Annotated in this window: 16 protein-coding genes and 1 pseudogene; 2 read left to right on the plus strand and 15 right to left on the minus strand. The window is 73.1% G+C overall.

Annotation, left to right across the window (positions count from 1 at the left end):
- Positions 1–75: 75 nt before the first annotated feature.
- Positions 76–540 carry an NUDIX domain-containing protein gene (locus N4G70_RS07280; protein ID WP_261711636.1) on the minus strand — a complete coding sequence of 155 codons (465 nt, stop codon included), beginning with the start codon at positions 538–540 and terminating at the stop codon, positions 76–78.
- Positions 541–643: 103 nt separating this feature from the next.
- On the opposite strand from N4G70_RS07280, the gene N4G70_RS07285 reads away from it, so the two are divergent.
- On the plus strand, positions 644–1,126 hold the full coding sequence (locus tag N4G70_RS07285; RefSeq protein WP_261711637.1) for a DUF6328 family protein: 483 nt from the start codon (positions 644–646) through the stop codon (positions 1,124–1,126).
- Positions 1,127–1,134: 8 nt separating this feature from the next.
- On the opposite strand, the gene N4G70_RS07290 is transcribed toward N4G70_RS07285, so the two are convergent.
- The 4 genes from N4G70_RS07290 to N4G70_RS07305 all read right to left on the minus strand — a co-directional run bounded on the left by N4G70_RS07290 (position 1,135) and on the right by N4G70_RS07305 (position 5,733).
- Positions 1,135–1,539 (minus strand): VOC family protein, encoded by a 405-nt coding sequence (locus N4G70_RS07290; RefSeq protein ID WP_261711638.1) that lies wholly within the window; start codon positions 1,537–1,539, stop codon positions 1,135–1,137.
- A 90-nt stretch (positions 1,540–1,629) separates the two neighbouring features.
- Entirely contained in the window at positions 1,630–2,406 is a 777-nt protein-coding gene (locus N4G70_RS07295; RefSeq protein WP_261711639.1) for a GNAT family N-acetyltransferase, read from the minus strand.
- 167 nt (positions 2,407–2,573) lie between these two features.
- A complete protein-coding gene (locus tag N4G70_RS07300; protein ID WP_261712064.1) occupies positions 2,574–4,487 on the minus strand; it encodes a TrkA family potassium uptake protein in 1,914 nt (637 codons plus the stop codon).
- Positions 4,488–4,596: 109 nt separating this feature from the next.
- Positions 4,597–5,733, minus strand: a complete 1,137-nt coding sequence (locus N4G70_RS07305) for an aryl-sulfate sulfotransferase (RefSeq protein WP_261711640.1) — start codon at positions 5,731–5,733, stop codon at positions 4,597–4,599.
- A 135-nt stretch (positions 5,734–5,868) separates the two neighbouring features.
- Here N4G70_RS07305 and N4G70_RS07310 point away from each other — a divergent pair, with 135 nt between their 5' ends.
- On the plus strand, positions 5,869–6,432 hold the full coding sequence (locus N4G70_RS07310) for a helix-turn-helix domain-containing protein (protein ID WP_261711641.1): 564 nt from the start codon (positions 5,869–5,871) through the stop codon (positions 6,430–6,432).
- Positions 6,433–6,445: 13 nt separating this feature from the next.
- Here the strand turns inward: N4G70_RS07310 and N4G70_RS07315 are convergent, their stop codons facing one another.
- The 10 genes and pseudogenes from N4G70_RS07315 to N4G70_RS07360 all read right to left on the minus strand — a co-directional run bounded on the left by N4G70_RS07315 (position 6,446) and on the right by N4G70_RS07360 (position 15,345).
- On the minus strand, positions 6,446–6,880 hold the full coding sequence (locus tag N4G70_RS07315) for a MarR family winged helix-turn-helix transcriptional regulator (protein ID WP_261711642.1): 435 nt from the start codon (positions 6,878–6,880) through the stop codon (positions 6,446–6,448).
- A 122-nt stretch (positions 6,881–7,002) separates the two neighbouring features.
- The gene (locus N4G70_RS07320; protein ID WP_261711643.1) at positions 7,003–7,548 is read right to left on the minus strand and encodes a PadR family transcriptional regulator; all 546 of its coding nucleotides are present in this window, start codon (positions 7,546–7,548) and stop codon (positions 7,003–7,005) included.
- Positions 7,549–7,573: 25 nt separating this feature from the next.
- The gene (locus N4G70_RS07325) at positions 7,574–9,595 is read right to left on the minus strand and encodes an NADPH-dependent 2,4-dienoyl-CoA reductase (protein WP_261711644.1); all 2,022 of its coding nucleotides are present in this window, start codon (positions 9,593–9,595) and stop codon (positions 7,574–7,576) included.
- A gap of 100 nt (positions 9,596–9,695) precedes the next feature.
- Positions 9,696–10,487 (minus strand): PIG-L deacetylase family protein, encoded by a 792-nt coding sequence (locus N4G70_RS07330; protein WP_261711645.1) that lies wholly within the window; start codon positions 10,485–10,487, stop codon positions 9,696–9,698.
- 562 nt (positions 10,488–11,049) lie between these two features.
- Positions 11,050–11,463 (minus strand): PTS-dependent dihydroxyacetone kinase phosphotransferase subunit DhaM, encoded by a 414-nt coding sequence (locus N4G70_RS07335; protein ID WP_261711646.1) that lies wholly within the window; start codon positions 11,461–11,463, stop codon positions 11,050–11,052.
- Positions 11,460–12,056 carry a dihydroxyacetone kinase subunit DhaL gene (dhaL, locus tag N4G70_RS07340; RefSeq protein WP_261711648.1) on the minus strand — a complete coding sequence of 199 codons (597 nt, stop codon included), beginning with the start codon at positions 12,054–12,056 and terminating at the stop codon, positions 11,460–11,462. The genes N4G70_RS07335 and dhaL overlap by 4 nt, the downstream gene beginning before the upstream one ends.
- Before the next feature lie 22 nt (positions 12,057–12,078).
- Entirely contained in the window at positions 12,079–13,065 is a 987-nt protein-coding gene (dhaK, locus tag N4G70_RS07345; RefSeq protein ID WP_261712065.1) for a dihydroxyacetone kinase subunit DhaK, read from the minus strand.
- A 105-nt stretch (positions 13,066–13,170) separates the two neighbouring features.
- Positions 13,171–14,070, minus strand: coding sequence for a glycerophosphodiester phosphodiesterase family protein (locus tag N4G70_RS07350; protein ID WP_261711649.1), 900 nt, complete (start codon positions 14,068–14,070; stop codon positions 13,171–13,173).
- Between the two features lie 558 nt (positions 14,071–14,628).
- A pseudogene (locus N4G70_RS07355) lies at positions 14,629–15,071 on the minus strand (His/Gly/Thr/Pro-type tRNA ligase C-terminal domain-containing protein); the annotation flags it as partial.
- Positions 15,072–15,096: 25 nt separating this feature from the next.
- Complete coding sequence (locus N4G70_RS07360) at positions 15,097–15,345, minus strand: type B 50S ribosomal protein L31 (RefSeq protein WP_261711650.1); 249 nt, start codon at positions 15,343–15,345, stop codon at positions 15,097–15,099.
- Between the last annotated feature and the right edge of the window lie 9 nt (positions 15,346–15,354).

Genomic DNA, 15,354 nt, shown 5'->3' on the forward strand with positions numbered 1-15,354 from the left:
AAATTAAGCCATGAGATCGATCGGAGGGGTATCCGGCCGCGGAAAGGCCGGGGGCCTCAAGGGCACGCCGAGCGGCTAGGCCAGGTACGCGACGAGCCGTTCGAGGAAGGCCTGCTGCCCCTCGACGAGCAGGGGAGCGGCCGCCTGGGGAGTCAGCCAGGCGAAGCGGTCCATCTCCGGGAACTCGCGCATCGTGCCCGACCCGCGAGGCCACTCCATGGTGAACGTGCCCGGCACCGCCCCGGCCGGATCGAGGTCCGCCTCGATCGCCCACACCGTCACGGTCTTGCCGCCGCGCTGCACGATCTCGCCCAGCGGCACCAGCGCGCCCTCCGGCGCCGGCAGGCCCGACTCCTCCTCGAACTCCCGCCGGGCGGCCGCCTCGGCCCGCTCCTCGGGGCCGTACTCGCCCTTGGGAACCGACCAGGCGCCGGCCTCGCGCCGGGCGAAGAACGGCCCGCCCATGTGGCCCACCAACACCTCGATGCCGTCGCCCGCCCTGCGGTACAGCAGGAGCCCCGCGCTGCGCTTTCCCGTCATGCCGCCAGTCTGAGGGTCCGGCGGGCGCGGCGCCATGAGGCGGCGGTACTGCTGGGGTTTCAGTTGATATGTATGGGTACCGGATGCCGAGGAGGTGGTGCGCATGACGGATTCAGGACGCGACGAGACGGTCGAGGAACGCGCCGACCGCAAATGGAACGACCTGCTCCAGGAACTGAGAGTGGCTCAGACCGGTGTGCAGATCCTGTTCGGGTTTCTGCTCGCGGTCGTCTTCCAGCAGCGGTTCACCAGCCTGGGCGACACCGACCGGACCATCTATGTGGTGACGGTGGTGCTCGGCGCCGCGACCACCGGGGCGCTGATCGGACCCGTCTCCTTCCACCGGATGCTGGCCGGGCAGCGGCTGAAGCCGCAGACCGTCGCCTGGGCCTCGCGGCTCACCGTCGTCGGCCTGGTGCTGCTGCTGTGTACGGTGGCGAGCTCGCTGATGCTCATCCTGCGCGTCGCGCTGCACAGCGCGCTCGCGCCGTGGCTGGTGGCCGGCGTGGTCACGTGGTTCGTCGGCTGCTGGTTCGTGCTGCCGCTCGTCGCCCGCCGACTGCACCGCGACGACCGGTCGGCCTGAGAGCTCCGCTAGCTGTCTGACTGCTCGGAGCGCTTGGCCCACACGGCGAGCGTGAAGGAGTGGCCGGCCGGGTCGGCGTAGACGCGTTCGTCGCGGGGGCCGTTGTTGTTCTTGGTGTCCACGGGCATCGCCCCCAGGGTGATGGCCTCCCGCTCGGCGGCGTCCATGTCGCCGTAGGCCACGACGATCCTGAGGTGCGCCTGCTGGGAGTCGTCGGGACGCGGCCAGCTCGGCGGCGCGTATCCGTGGTCGCGGCGGATCGCCATGTGGACACCGTCCGTGCCGACGATCTCGACGAAGTCGGGGTCACCGGCGGTGCGGATCTCGCCACCGAGCAACTTGGCGTAGAACTCGGCGAGTTCGATGGGTTCGGCACAGTCCAGAACGAGGATGCTGGTCTTGGATACGCTCATACGGACCGAGTGCCCGCAGGCGCGTGCGCCTAACGCGTGTCCCTACACACCGTGTCCGGGCGAGCGCGGATCGCTGCCACGGCCGGGGGCTCACGCCGGTACGCGGGCGCCGCGCACGACGGAGGCGCCGGTCGCGTAGTGGACGTACTCGCGCACCAGCCGGAACCCGGCCGTCCAGGCGAGCAGCCGGCTCGCCCGGTCGTGGCGCGAGCAGGTCCAGCAGGCGGTGCGGCCGCGCGCGGCGACATCCCGCCCCAGAGCCAGTACGCAGTTCACGGCGAGGCGCTGGTGGCTTCGGCCCGGGGCGGCGACCACCGCGATCTCCTCATGTGCGCCACCCCGGAAGTAGGTGCAGGCAATGGCCAGAAGACGCCCCTGCCGGAAGGCCCCCCAGGCGTGACCGGACCGGCACAGGCCCGACGGGCCGCCCCAACTCGCATGGATCCAGGCCGAGTCGGCCGGGAGCCCGACCAGTGAGGGCGCGTCGGACGAGGTGAGCGGACGGATCGTCACACCCCGTGGCGGACCCGGCGCCGCGGCGGGCTGCTGCTGTAGGTACACCATGCTTTCCGTCGGCACGACCTGGTCGAAGGAGACGTCGAGGACCGCCAGGAAGGAGGCGGGCGCCTCGACGCGCCGGTGCGCGAACGGGGCGAGGTCCGCGGGGCCGAGCACATCCGGGTCGCCGCGCAACAGGACATGGCGGGCGCAGTCCAGGGCCAGCGTGCGCGGGTGCGCGGCGCGGTCGGCCAGGGCGCGGCCGTTTCCGGTGGACAGCACGTGTTCGGCCAGGGTCGCGGGGCCCGGCTCGCAATCGCCCAACAGGTGCGGGTGCGCGGCTAGTTGCTGCGGGGAGAGTTCGATCACGTCGGGCTCCGTTCCGGCGGCGGGCTGTCGGACCTCTCCCCCGGGAGGGAGCGGGGCGGCACTCTTCGAGGCGCTGCGCAGTGCGGTGAACAGTGCGTACCCCGTGCGCCGCCGGGTAAGGGTGCGACGGTACGGATTCGGCCTGTGGCCGGAGTCGTGAGCCGTGCCTACTGGGGCCGCTGGGACACCCGTGACGAAGGGCGGCGGCCGAGGAGTTCGGCGAGGCCGCGCCGGGTCGCGGCGAGCACCACCCGGTCCTCGGGCCGCAGAACGTACCCGGGCGGCACCTGCCACACTAGATCGCCCGGGGTGCCGGAGCGGTCGCGGCGGGTGGCGCCCAGATCGGGCACTCGGTCGGCCGGCGAGGACGTGTCGAGCGCCAGGACCCGCCAGGCGCCCTCCCGGAACGCCTCCTCGACGGTGCGGCCCTCCAGCTGCGGATGGCCGCCCACATCGACCGCAGCGAAGAGCAGCACCTTGCGCTCCACCGGTATGGCGCCCAGGATCTGACGACCCATCATGGCGCTGGCGAAGGCGGGCGCAGCCAAGTGCGAGACGCTGCGGCTGCGGGTCAGGGCCTGGGGGTGGGCGGCGCGCAGGGTGCGGTGGACGGCGGTCGCGAAGTCGTCGTCGTACAGGCGCATCACCACCCGCAGGTCCGGCTTGACCGAGCGGGCGTACAGGGCCGCTTCGAGGTTGGTGGTGTCCGAACTGGTCAGCGCGAGCAGGGCGTGCGCCCGGTGGATGCGGGCCGATTCGAGGAGGCCCTCCTGGGTGACGTCGCCGATGACCGTGGGCACCCTCAGGCGCCGCGCGAGCGCTATGCCCCGGGCCTCCGGGTCGGCCTCCACGCACACCACGGGGATGTCGAGTTCGCGCAGCCGCACCAGGACGCGGGCGCCGATCTTGCCCATGCCGAGCAGCACCACGTGCCCGGAGAGCCCGCGCGGGGGCCGGGGCAGCGCGGAGGCGTTGCGGAAGGTCCCGAGCCCCTCCAGGACGGCTGCGATGAGGACCGGGAGCAGCAGCAACCCGGTGAGCCCGGACAGGAGTTGAAGGATCTGCCGTTCCACGGGCTGGCCGATGGCGGGATCGTCGATGGCGAAGATGTCGAGCAGGGTCAGATACGCGGCGTGCAGCGGGTCGTCGCCGGTGGTGAGCCAGGTCGCGACGGCGAGCGCGAACACCGAGGCGACGATCCCCGCGAGCGACCAGCGAAGGCGCCGCGAGAAGAGCCGGCCGAGGGGCGCGCCCAGGTCGGCGAGGCGGCCGGGGGCCTGGGCCGGACCGGTGTAGGTGACGGTCTCCAGGACGACCCGGCCGCGATGGCCGCCCTCGTCCATCGAGCGCTCGTCGGGCAGCAGCCGGGGGCCTTCCGAGCCACTGCGGTCCGAACCCTCGGAGCCCGCCGGGTCGTTGGTGGTCGACGAGAGCAGGGCGAGGGTGCACAGCCCCGGGTCGGTGACCTCGCCGGGGCGCGGTGGCGGACGCTGCCCGGCCCGCAGCAGCACCCCGTCGGCGTGGACCACCTTGCTGGTGCCCGCGAGCGCCGTGGCGGCGAGGGCGGGGGCCGCGGTGTCGGCGTCGGACAGAACGGTGGTGGAGGTCTCGGACGCCGTGGGGCCCGGCCCGTCCGGGGCGGCGAGGGCCGCGGCCTGATCGAGCAACTCCTGGAGGTACTGGCCGAGTTTGCGGTTGTAGAGGCGGATCACGAGCCGGACGCGCGGGTTGAGGCGCCGGGCGATGAGGGCGGCCCGGATGTTGGTCTCGTCGTCGCGGTGGACCAGCGCGAGGGCCGCGGCCCGCTCGATGCCGGCCTGCGTCAGCGCCTCGTCGCTGGGCTCCACCGCCTCGATGAGCCCGCCCGTGCCGACGCCCTCGGGGCCGGGGGCGGGGGAGCGGAGCATCACGGAGGACATGCGGTCGAAGAGCGCCGAGGCCCTGGTGCGGCCGCTCGCCGGCAGGCGGGCCGACCGCGCTCCGCTGTCCGGCGGCACGACGAGGACGACGTGTTCGCCGTACACCTCGCGCAGTTCGCCCGCGAGCCGGTGGGCCAGCGCGCCGTCGCCGCTGACGATCATGTGTCCGACGGGCGGGCCCGGCCATGGCTGGGACGGGAGCGGCTGGTGAGGAAGTGAAGGCACACCCCAGACCTTGCCTCATCGCAGGGCGCCGCGTCGACGGAGGACGTCAGGGGCGGGCCTCCAGCCAGGGCAGTTCCCCGGCCGGGTAGCGGTGCGCGCGGAACACCGCGTTCGGCTCGGCCGGGAAGAGCTCGCGCACCTCGGACTCCTCGTAGCCGCCGAACTGCGGCACCACGAACTCCCAGCACAGATAGCCCTGTTGGGTCACCTCGAAGAGGCGGCCCGCCGGGGAGTCGGTGATCAGCGTGTTGCCGTTGGGCAGCCGCTGCGCCGAACCCATGAACGGGGCGAAGAACGACTCCCGGGCCGGATCGTGGTACTCCCACACCACCGTGCCGCCGGCGCGCTCGATCTCGACGACGCGCGAGTACGGGACGTCGTGGCCCGGCCGGAAGACGCCGTTGTCGAAGACGAGGAGGTTGCCGTTGGCCAGCTCGGTGGGGTGGTGCTGCTGGGAGACCGTGCCGGGGCGGGTGCGCCACAGGATCTCGCCGGTGTCCCGGCTGATGACGACCACCGCGGACACACTGCGCAGACTGACCAGCACGTTGCCGTCGGCGAGCGGCGTCACGCTGTTGATGAGCGGCCAGTGCTCGCGTGCGTAGTCGGGATGGAGCGCGTACTCGGCGCGGTCGAGGTGGTCGGCGGCGCGCCAGGACCACAGCTCGGTGCCGTCGGGCGCCACCTCCTTGATGGTGTCGGCCCACACCGTCCCTCCGGCCGCCTCCGAACCGGCGACCCCGCCGAGTACCCCGGCGGCCTCGGCGCCGCGCAGCGGTTCGAGTCCGGTGTAGAGGACGCGGCCGTCGTCGAGGTGGTGGGCGTCGTGGTGCTGGAGCGGATCGAGGTGCTCCCGCACCACCGTGCCGTCCGGCGCGGCCTCCAGCATCACGCCGCCCCGGTACTTGTGCCACATCGGGAACAGCGCCTCCTGGCCGGGCAGTACGCCGTTGTAGGCGAGGTTCCCGTTGCCGAGGATCCGGGCGTGCCGCCCGGGCCGGTAGGGGAGGTGCCAGGTGTGGACCGTCTCGCCCCGCAGGTCCACGAGATACACCTCGCCGCCGCCGGTCAGCGGGGCGTAGAGGGTGAATCCCGGGCAGGCCGCTTCCGGGTCGAGCGCGATGAGGCCGGTGCCGCGCCGGCGGCGCTGGTTCTGGTCGACGACGGTCGGACGAACGGTCACGACGACACTCCTTCAAAGTTTCTTTGATGTGCTCAAACAGCTTCGAAGGTAGAGGGGTTGTATGTCGGCCGTATGACGGGAGTGCGAAACCGTTCCGTGCGGTGCGTAAGGTGATCCTCAGGGAGGGCGGTGCGGATGAACGACACAGGTGGGACGGGTGCGGGACCGGCGCTGGGCGGCGCGGTCCGCCGTCGGCGCCGGGCGCTCGACCTCACGCTCGCGACGGTCGCCGAACGCAGCGGCCTGTCCGTGCCGTTCCTCAGCCAGATCGAGAACGACCGGGCCCGCCCCAGCATGCGCTCCCTCCAGCGCATCGCGGACGCACTCGGCACGACGGCCGTCGAACTGCTCGCGGCCGCCGACGCGCGGGACCGCGCGGTCGATGTCGTACGCGCCGACGACGACGCGGGCCTTGCACCCGACGCGGGGGTGCGCCCACTCGTGCGGGGCCGCCATCAGATGCACGCCCTGGAGTTCACGGGTGAGCGGGCGGCGGACCGCGAATTCCTGCACCACAACGACGAGTTGATGTACGTCGCGGACGGTGCGGCCGAGGTCGAGGCGGAAGGCCGGGGCTACGCCCTGTCCCGGGGCGACACCCTCTACCTCACCGGCGGGGTGCGCCACCGCTGGCGCGCGACGCTGCCCGGCACCCGGGTCCTCGTCGTCGCCGTCTCCGACCACATCGAGGGAATCTGAGGCCCGGCCTCCCTCAACTACCGTTCTCCGCCAGGCTGTTGTAACGCAGCAGATACTCCGCGAACCGGTCCAGATCCTCCGGCGCCCAGTCGGCGAGCCGTTCGTGGAAGGCCTGGCGGCGCAGTTCGGCGGCCTCCGCGAGCTTCGCGGTGCCGGCCGGGGTCAGCCGGAGCACCTGGATGCGGTGGTCGTCCGGGTCACTGATCCGCTCGACGAAGCCGAGCTTCTCCAGGCCCGCGATCTGACGGCTGATGGTCGACTTGTCGAGCATGTAGTAGGCGGCCAGATCGGTCGCCCGGCAGCCCTGCTGGTCCTCCAGGTGGGAGAGCAGAGTGAACGAGACGAGCGAGAGCTCCGGGTGCATCCGGGCGGCGGCGGCCCGGGCGCGCCGGGCGAAGGCGGTCAGCTCACGCTGAATGGTGACGACCGACCGGTCTCGGCTGAGCACGACTGATCCCCTTTCGTCTCGCGATGGATCAGTTGTAGAATACAACGTTGTGTCGGGTGCCGAAGGCACCACGCCGTGCGCTCGGCCGGGGGCTCGGCGTGGGGCTCGGCGTGGGGCTCGGTTCACTCTTCGGCCGGCTCCTCGCCCAGGGCGTCGAGGGCCTCGGTCAGCCAGCCGATCCAGAACGACTCCAGCTCGATTCCGCCGCGCAGCACGAGATGCCGCAGCCGGTCCTGCTCGCCGTCCCGGCCCGGCGGGAAGTCCTTCGACTCGATCCCGCTGTACGTCGCCAACTGGGCGCGGTGCAGGGCGAGATGACGCTCCAGCTCGGCCCGCAGGCCCCCCGTGCCGATCACCGCCGCCGCCCGCATCCGCACCAGCAGGGGATCCCGCATCGGCTTGGGGTCCTGCCCGGCCGCCGCCCACTGGGCGAGCTCCGCACGGCCCGCGGGCAGGACCTCGTACTGCTTCTTCTGCCCGCGGGCCGGGGCGGCGCCCGGCAGCGCGCGAATGAACCCCTGCTGCTCCAGCTTTCCCAGCTCGCGATAGATCTGCTGGTGCGTGGCCGACCAGAAGTAGCCGATCGACCTGTCGAAGCGGCGGGTCAGCTCAAGCCCCGAGGAGGGCTTTTCCAGCAGGGCGGTCAGGATCGCGTGCGGCAGGGACATGACCGCATCCTAGGTTCGGACCGGCTCAGAGTGCCGCGGCGAGGCGAGTGCCCTGGTCGATGGCGCGCTTGGCGTCCAGTTCGGCGGCCACGTCGGCGCCGCCGATCAGGTGCACCGTCGCACCGGCCGCGCTCAGCTCCTCGTACAGACCGCGCCGCGACTCCTGGCCCGCGCACAGCACGACCGTGTCGACGGGCAGCACGGAGGAGACGCCGTCCACGGTGATGTGCAGGCCCTCGTCGTCGATCCGGTCGTAGCGCACGCCCGGGACCATGGTGACGCCGCGGTGCTTGAGCTCGGTGCGGTGGATCCAGCCCGTGGTCTTGCCGAGGCCCGCGCCGACCTTCGTCGTCTTGCGCTGGAGCAGGTGCACCTGGCGCGGCGGCTTGGGCCGCTCGGCCTCGCGCAGACCGCCGCGCTCGCCGTAGGTGGTGTCCACGCCCCACTGCCGGAAGTACGTCTCGGGATCCAGGCTCGCCGCGTCGCCCCCGTCGGTGAGGAACTCGGCGACGTCGAAGCCGATACCACCGGCGCCGACCACCGCGACCCGCTCGCCGACCGGCGCACCGTCGCGCAGCACATCGAGGTAGCTGACCACGCTCGGGTGGTCCGAGCCGGGGATCTCGGGGGTGCGCGGGGTGACGCCGGTCGCGATCACGATCTCGTCGTACCCGCCGTCAGTCAGACCGGCGGCCGTCACCTCGGTGTTCAACCGGACGTCCACACCCAGGAGTTCGAGCTGGGTGCGGTAGTAGCGCAGCGTCTCGTCGAACTCCTCCTTGCCCGGCACCCGCTTGGCGATGTTGAGCTGGCCGCCGATGCGGTCGGCCGCGTCGAACAGGGTGACGGCGTGGCCGCGCCCGGCCGCCGACACGGCGAAGGCGAGCCCGGCCGGGCCCGCGCCGACCACGGCGAGGCGCTTGCGCAGCTGGGTGGGGGACAGGACCAGCTCGGTCTCGTGACAGGCGCGCGGGTTCACCAGGCAGGACGTGATCCTGCCGCTGAACGTGTGGTCCAGACAGGCCTGGTTGCAGCCGATGCAGGTGTTGATGGTCTCGGCGCGGCCCGCGCGCGCCTTCGCGACGAACTCCGGGTCGGCGAGGAAGGGCCGCGCCATCGACACCATGTCCGCCCGGCCCTCGGCGAGCAACCGCTCCGCCACTTCCGGGGTGTTGATGCGGTTGCTGGTGATCAGCGGGATCGACACCGACCCCATCAGCTTCTGGGTCACCCAGGTGTAGGCGCCCCGGGGCACCGAGGTCGCGATCGTGGGGATGCGGGCCTCGTGCCAGCCGATGCCGGTGTTGATGATCGTCGCCCCGGCCGCCTCGATTGCCCGCGCCAGGGTGATGACCTCCTCCAGGGTCGAGCCGCCGGGCACGAGGTCGAGCATCGAGAGCCGGTAGATGATGATGAAGTCCGGGCCCAGGCGCTCCCGCGTGCGGCGCACGATCTCCACCGGGAAGCGCATCCGGTTCTCGTACGAGCCGCCCCAGCGGTCGGTGCGCCGGTTGGTGGCGCCCGCGATGAACTCGTTGATCAGATAGCCCTCGGAGCCCATGATCTCGACACCGTCGTAGCCGGCCTCCCGGGCCAGTCCGGCCGCCCGCACGAAGTCCTCGACGGTCGCCTCGACCTCGTCGTCACCGAGGGCGTTCGGGACGAAGGGGCTGATGGGGGCCTGGAGGGCGCTGGGCGCCACCAGGTCCTCGTGGTAGGCGTACCGGCCGAAGTGCAGGATCTGCATCGCGATCCGGCCGCCCTCGCGGTGCACCGCCTCGGTGACGACGCGGTGCTGCGCGGCCTCCGCCTCGGTGGTCAGGCGGGCGCCGCCCGGGTAGGGGCGGCCCGCGTCGTTGGGGGCGATGCCGCCGGTGACGATGAGGCCGACCCCGCCGCGGGCCCGCTCGGCGTAGAACGCGGCCATCCGCTCGAAGCCGTTCTCGGCCTCTTCGAGGCCGACGTGCATCGAGCCCATCAGCACCCGGTTGGGCAGCGTGGTGAACCCGAGGTCCAGGGGGCTCAGCAGATGGGGGTACGCGGTCATGGGGGCGCCTCCGGGTGCGATGTCGTCGCCACCCGTTGTAGACCAGCGCACCCCGGTTATGCAACAAGTTGCATAATACTGAGGCGGCGCTCACACCCGCTCACACCCAGGGCGGCGGCCCCTCGGGGGCGAGCTGGTGCACGTCGAAAAGGACGGCGGCCTCCACGCCCAGAGCCGGCCCCGAGGAGCGCGCGACCCAGGTCAGGAAGGGGCGCGGATCGAAGTTGCCGGCCTCGGCGCCCAGCCCCTTGGTGTACTCGGCGTGCGCCGCGAGCGAGGCGATGCCGCGCTCCAGGGGCTCCCCGGTCACGTCCACGCCGTGGGTGGGCCGCTCCGGGCCGGCGTAGGCGACGAAGCGCACGCCCGACCACGGTTCGAGTCCCTCGTCGGCGAGCTCGGGGAAGATCCAGCGGTTACCGGCATCGCGGGCCGCGTCCAGCGCCGCGAGCCCGACGGCCCGGTGGTCGGCCTGGTTGACGAGCCCCCCGATCATCCTGATCGTGTGCGCGCCCGAGACCATCACCTCGGGCCGGAAGCGGCGGATGGCGCGGACGATGTCGCGGCGCAGTCCGATCCCGTACTCGACGACACCGTCCCGGTGGCCGAGGAACTCCACGTCGCTCACGCCGACCTCGCGCGCCCCGGCCCGCTCCTCCGCCTCGCGCAGCGGCGCGGCGCGGTCGGGGTGCAGGCCGTCGATGCCGGCCTCGCCGCGGGTGGCCAGGAGGTAGCCGACCTGTTTGCCCTGCGCGGTCCAGCGGGCCACGGCCGAGGCGGTGCCGTACTCGATGTCGTCGGGGTGGGCCACGACCGCCAGGCAGCGGGTCCAGTCCTCGGGGAGCGGTTGGACGCGGGGCGGGTCGGTGCCGCCGATGTCGTTGAAGGCGCTCATGCCTTCATGATGGCGCGGGGGGTGTCGGGGCGACACCGGGGCGCTTTCCCACCCACCCGTGCGGCGGCTTGGTGGGTTCCGGCCCCCCTGGGGCTGCGCCCCAGACCCCGATCGCGCCTTAAGGGCGCTCGTCCTCAATCGCCGGACGGGCTGAAGGTGCCCCAGCACCGGGCAGTTAGGGGCGCGGGGAACTGCGCGAGAAGCGACCACGGCCCGCAGGCGTCCCGGGGCTCCGCCCCGGACCCCGTTCGCGCCTGAACGGCGCTCGTCCTCAATCGCCGGACAGGCTGAAGGTGCCCCAGCACCGAGTAGTTAAGGGGCGCGGGGAACTGCGCGAGAAGCGACCGCGGCCCGCAGGTTCAAGGGGGTTTAGGGGCGCGGGGAACTGCGCGAGAAGCGAGCACGGTCCGCAGCTTCAAGGGGGTTCAGGGGCGCGAGGAACTGCGCGAGAAGCGAGCACGGTCCGCACCTGAAAGCGGGTCAGGGGCGCGGGGAACTGCGCGAGAGGCGGGTTGGGGGCGGCCGGGGGTGCCGGGTGGCGGCGCCCCCGGGTGGGAAGCCGTCACGCCTTGCGGTACGCGTTCGCCTCCTCCGCCGCCGCGACCACCGCCTCAAGCCCCGCCCCCGCCGACGCGCTCACCACCGCCGCCACCGCCCCCTCCACGAACGGCGCGTCCAACAGCCTTGTTCCGGGCGGGAGTTCGTCGCCCTCGGCCAGCAGGGCCTTGACCGTGAGGACCGCGCTGCCCAGGTCCACCAGGACGGCCACACCGGCGCCCCGGTCCACGGCCCGGGCCGCCCCCACGATGCGCTCCTCGCTGGTGCCGAGGCTCCCGTCGGGCAGGCCGCCCGCGGGGGCGACGGGCGCGGTCACGCCGCCGCCCGCGAGCCCCCGGGCGAGCTCGGCCACGGACTCCGCCACCGCCGCGCTGTGCGACACGAGGACCACCCCCACCAGGGGCTCCGCCCCGCTCACGCGGCGGCCTCCGCGAGGGCGCCGATCAGCAGGGCCGCCGAGGTCGCCCCCGGATCCTGATGGCCCACCGACCGTTCCCCGAGATAGCTGGCCCGCCCCTTGCGGGCCCGCAGCGGTACGGTCGCGAGCGCGCCGGCGTCGGCCGCCTCGGCCGCCGCCGTGAAGGACACGCCGAGCGCCTCGACCGCCGGCAGCAGCGCGTCCAGCATCGTCTTGTCCCCGGCTGCCGCCCCGCCCAACTGCGCGACGGCGGCGACCCCGGCCCCGAGTGCCTCGGCCAGCCCCTCCCTGTCGACCTCGGGCGCGTCGCCGAGCGACTTGCCCGTGCGCCGCAGCAGCGTCCCGTACAGCGGGCCCGAGGCGCCGCCGACCGTGGAGATCAACTGCCGTCCGGCTAGGGCGAGTACGGCCCCGGGAGTGTCCGGCGCCTCCTTGGCGAGCACTTCGGTCACGGCGGTGAAGCCGCGCCGCAGATTGGCTCCGTGGTCGGCGTCGCCGATCGCCGAGTCGAGGTCGGTCAGCCGGGCCGCCTCCCGGTCCACCGCGGCGGCGGTGACGGACATCCAGCGGCACATGAACGCGGCGTCGAGCACAGGCCCTCCCTCAGGCATCGGTTCAGCGACCCCAGCGCAGCGCGGGCGTGTCGACCGGGGCGTCCCACAGTCGCAGCAGCTCCTCGTCGACCTGACAGAGCGTCACCGAGCAGCCCGCCATGTCCAGCGAGGTCACATAGTTCCCGACGAGCGTACGGGCCACCGGCACGCCCCGCTCGGCCAGCACCCGGTGGACCTCGGCGTTGAATCCGTACAACTCCAGCAGGGGAGTGGCCCCCATCCCGTTCACCAGGAGCAGTACGGGGCTGGTGGGGCGCAGTTCCTCCAGGACGACCTGCACGGCGTAGTCGGCGATCTCCCGTGAGGTCATCATCGCCCGCCGCTCGCGCCCCGGCTCGCCATGGATGCCCACCCCCAACTCCAGCTCTCCGGGCGGGAGTTCGAAGGTGGGGCTGCCCTTGGCCGGGGTGGTGCACGCGGTCAGCGCGACCCCGAAGCTGCGTGCGCTCGCGTTCACCCGCCGGGCGATCGCCTCGACCCGCTCCAGGGGTGCGCCCTCGGCGGCCGCCGCTCCGGCGATCTTCTCCACGAACAGGGTCGCCCCGGTGCCGCGCCGCCCCGCCGTGTACAGGCTGTCGTTCACCGCGACGTCGTCGTCGACGACGACCTTGGCGATGACGATGCCCTCGTCCTCGGCCAGTTCGGCCGCCATGTCGAAGTTGAGGACGTCGCCGGTGTAGTTCTTGACGACGAACAAGACTCCGGCGCCGCCGTCCACGGCCGCCGCGGCCCGCACCATCTGGTCCGGCACCGGCGAGGTGAACACTTCGCCGGGGCAGGCGGCGGACAGCATCCCCGGCCCCACGAACCCGGCGTGCAGGGGCTCGTGCCCCGAGCCGCCGCCCGAGACGAGGCCGACCTTCCCGGCCACCGGCGCGTCCCGCCGTATCACCACCCGGTTCTCGACATCCACCGTGAGCGAGGGATGCGCGGCGGCGATCCCGCGCAGCGCGTCGGCCACCACGGTCTCGGGCACGTTGATGAGCATGTTCACCATGACCTCCAGGGCGAGGCGTGCGAAGTGCGACGGCCTCAGTATCACGCGAGGTTCACGATCATGTCCGGTGGTGCGGGATCCTCCGGTGGCGCGGGATCAGCGGGATCGGACAGCCCCGGGCAGGCTCCGCCGGGTCGCCTTCGCGATGACGTCCGGGCGGTTGGTGATGAGGCCGTCCACGCCGAGCCCTACGAGACGGGTGGCGTCCGGCGCGCTGTCGACGGTCCAGGCGTTCACGCGCATCGGGAGCCGGTGCGGCCCGAGGGTGGTGTGCACGGCCTTGACGTACGGGGACGTCACCGCGCGCTGCTCGGGGTTGATCTGGTCGGCGAACGCGGCGTACCGCTTGAGCTCGGAGACGGGCGGGTTGCCGAGGAATCCGGTGCGTACCGCGGGACGCAGCCGGTGGGTGGTGCGCAGCGCGGGGGCGCTGAAGCTCTGCACGACCAGGCGCCGGGCGAGGTGCGGCCCGTCGAGCCAGCCGGCCCGGGCCAGGGCGCGCAGGGTCTGGTCCTCGATGCCCGGGTACAGCTCGGGCCGCTTGAGTTCCAGGAGCAGACCCTGGCCGGTGCGGTCGAGCCGGCCCAGATACTCGGCCAGGGTGGGGACGCGCTCACCGTGGAAGCGGGGCGCGAACCAGCCGCCCGCGTCCAGGGTCTTGATCTCGGCCAGGGTGAACGAGCCGACCGACCAGGGCGACCGGCCGGGGTAGCGCCGCTTGGCGTCGGTGGTGCGGGCCAGGGTCGTGTCGTGGATGACGACGAGCGCGCCGTCGCGGGTGCGCTGGACGTCGTTCTCGACCCAGCGGGTGCCGAGGTCGGCGGCCCGCTGGACGGAACTGAGGGTGTTCTCCGGGGCGTAGGCCGCGGCCCCGCGATGCCCGTAGACGGTGATGGTCCGGGCCGCACGGGCCTGCGCCGTGTGCGTGGGCAGGGTGAGGGCGAGCGCCGCGCACAGGGTGGCGGCGACGGTGGACAGGGCGGTGCGGTGGCGCATGCGCGTTTCCTCACGACGGCTCGGATCGACGTCCGCCAAGGTGCCAGGCCGCCCCCGCCGCAGGGTCGCCCGCCAGGCGCGCCCGCCGAGATGGCCGGCGCGTTCCCCGGTGCGGGTGGAATCCGTTCGTCCAGGAGGTCCAGGGGCGAGCGTGTGAGCGGCCCTGTCGGCGTTGCGCGGCTGCCGAGGACGCCTGTCGGCTTTCCGCGGCCGCCCGAGACAGGCGTCGGCCTTCCGTGGCTGCCCGAGGACGCCCACATCGGCCTTCCGTGGCTGCCCGAGGACAGGCGTCGGCCTTGCGTGGCCGCTCGAGGACGCCTGTCGGCTTTGTGCGGCTGCCCGAGGACGCCCACATCGGCCTTCCGCGGCTGCCCGAGGACACCCATCGGCGTTCCGCGGCTGCCGAGGACACGCGTCGGCCTTCCGCGGCCACCCCAGGACACGCGTCGGCCATCCGCGGCCGCCATGGGCCCGGGGGGCGGGACCGCCGGGGTCCGCGCCGAGTCGCGAGCCGCGGACCCCGAGGCGGCGAGGTGTTAGCCCCGGGGGTGCCGAACCTCAGATGCCCGCCGTCAACTGCGCTTCGTCCTCCCGGAGTTGGGCGCTGCGGGCCGACACGAGTGCGCCGACGCGCCGCAGGAGGTCGCAGGCGGGCAGCGCCGCCGGGCGGCGGCCGTCGCGCGGCCGAATGGCGACCTCGGCCGACGCGGCCTCCCGGGCGCCGATCACCACCTGGTGCGGGACGAGACGGGCGGCCCGGATGCGGGCGCCGAGGGAGCCCTGCTCCGGTCCGGCGAGCTCCGCGCGCAGGCCGTCGGCCACGGCCCGCTCCACCACGTGGGCGGCGGCCCGGTCCGTGCGCCGGAGACGGGCACGACCACCAGTTGGACGGGCGCGAGCCAGGCCGGGAAGGCACCCCCATGGCGCTCGACGAGGTGTGCCACGGCGCGCTCCACGCTGCCGATGATGCCGCGGTGGACCATCACCGGACGGTGCCGGGCAGACCGGGGCGAGTGTGCGGCGGGCTCACTCCTTGCCCTCGTACCGCCGCTCGAACCGGGCGATCCGGCCCTCCGTGTCCACGGTCCGGGCCTTGCCGGTGTAGAACGGGTGGCTCTCGGCGGAGATCTCCACGTCGATGACCGGATAGGTGTTCCCGTCGTCCCAGTCGATGGTCTCCTCGCTGGTCGCGGTCGAGCGGGTGAGGAAGGCGAAGCCGGCCGCCCGGTCGCGGAAGACGACCGGCTGGTACGGGGGTTGCTTGTCGCGCTGCATGGGGGCTCC

Source organism: Streptomyces sp. ASQP_92 (genome assembly GCF_025399895.1).
Taxonomy (GTDB): Bacteria; Actinomycetota; Actinomycetes; order Streptomycetales; family Streptomycetaceae; genus Streptomyces.

Excerpts from the sequence above, each read along its gene's own strand:
- N4G70_RS07310 (WP_261711641.1), top strand. The coding sequence starts at position 5,869 with ATGAACGACACAGGTGGGACGGGTGCGGGACCGGCGCTGGGCGGCGCG.
- N4G70_RS07325 (WP_261711644.1), bottom strand. The coding sequence starts at position 9,595 with ATGACCGCGTACCCCCATCTGCTGAGCCCCCTGGACCTCGGGTTCACC.
- N4G70_RS07280 (WP_261711636.1), bottom strand. The coding sequence starts at position 540 with ATGACGGGAAAGCGCAGCGCGGGGCTCCTGCTGTACCGCAGGGCGGGC.
- dhaK (WP_261712065.1), bottom strand. The coding sequence starts at position 13,065 with ATGCTCATCAACGTGCCCGAGACCGTGGTGGCCGACGCGCTGCGCGGG.
- N4G70_RS07350 (WP_261711649.1), bottom strand. The coding sequence starts at position 14,070 with ATGCGCCACCGCACCGCCCTGTCCACCGTCGCCGCCACCCTGTGCGCG.
- N4G70_RS07320 (WP_261711643.1), bottom strand. The coding sequence starts at position 7,548 with ATGTCCCTGCCGCACGCGATCCTGACCGCCCTGCTGGAAAAGCCCTCC.
- N4G70_RS07285 (WP_261711637.1), top strand. The coding sequence starts at position 644 with ATGACGGATTCAGGACGCGACGAGACGGTCGAGGAACGCGCCGACCGC.
- N4G70_RS07290 (WP_261711638.1), bottom strand. The coding sequence starts at position 1,539 with ATGAGCGTATCCAAGACCAGCATCCTCGTTCTGGACTGTGCCGAACCC.
- N4G70_RS07300 (WP_261712064.1), bottom strand. The coding sequence starts at position 4,487 with ATGATCGTCAGCGGCGACGGCGCGCTGGCCCACCGGCTCGCGGGCGAA.
- N4G70_RS07330 (WP_261711645.1), bottom strand. The coding sequence starts at position 10,487 with ATGAGCGCCTTCAACGACATCGGCGGCACCGACCCGCCCCGCGTCCAA.
- N4G70_RS07360 (WP_261711650.1), bottom strand. The coding sequence starts at position 15,345 with ATGCAGCGCGACAAGCAACCCCCGTACCAGCCGGTCGTCTTCCGCGAC.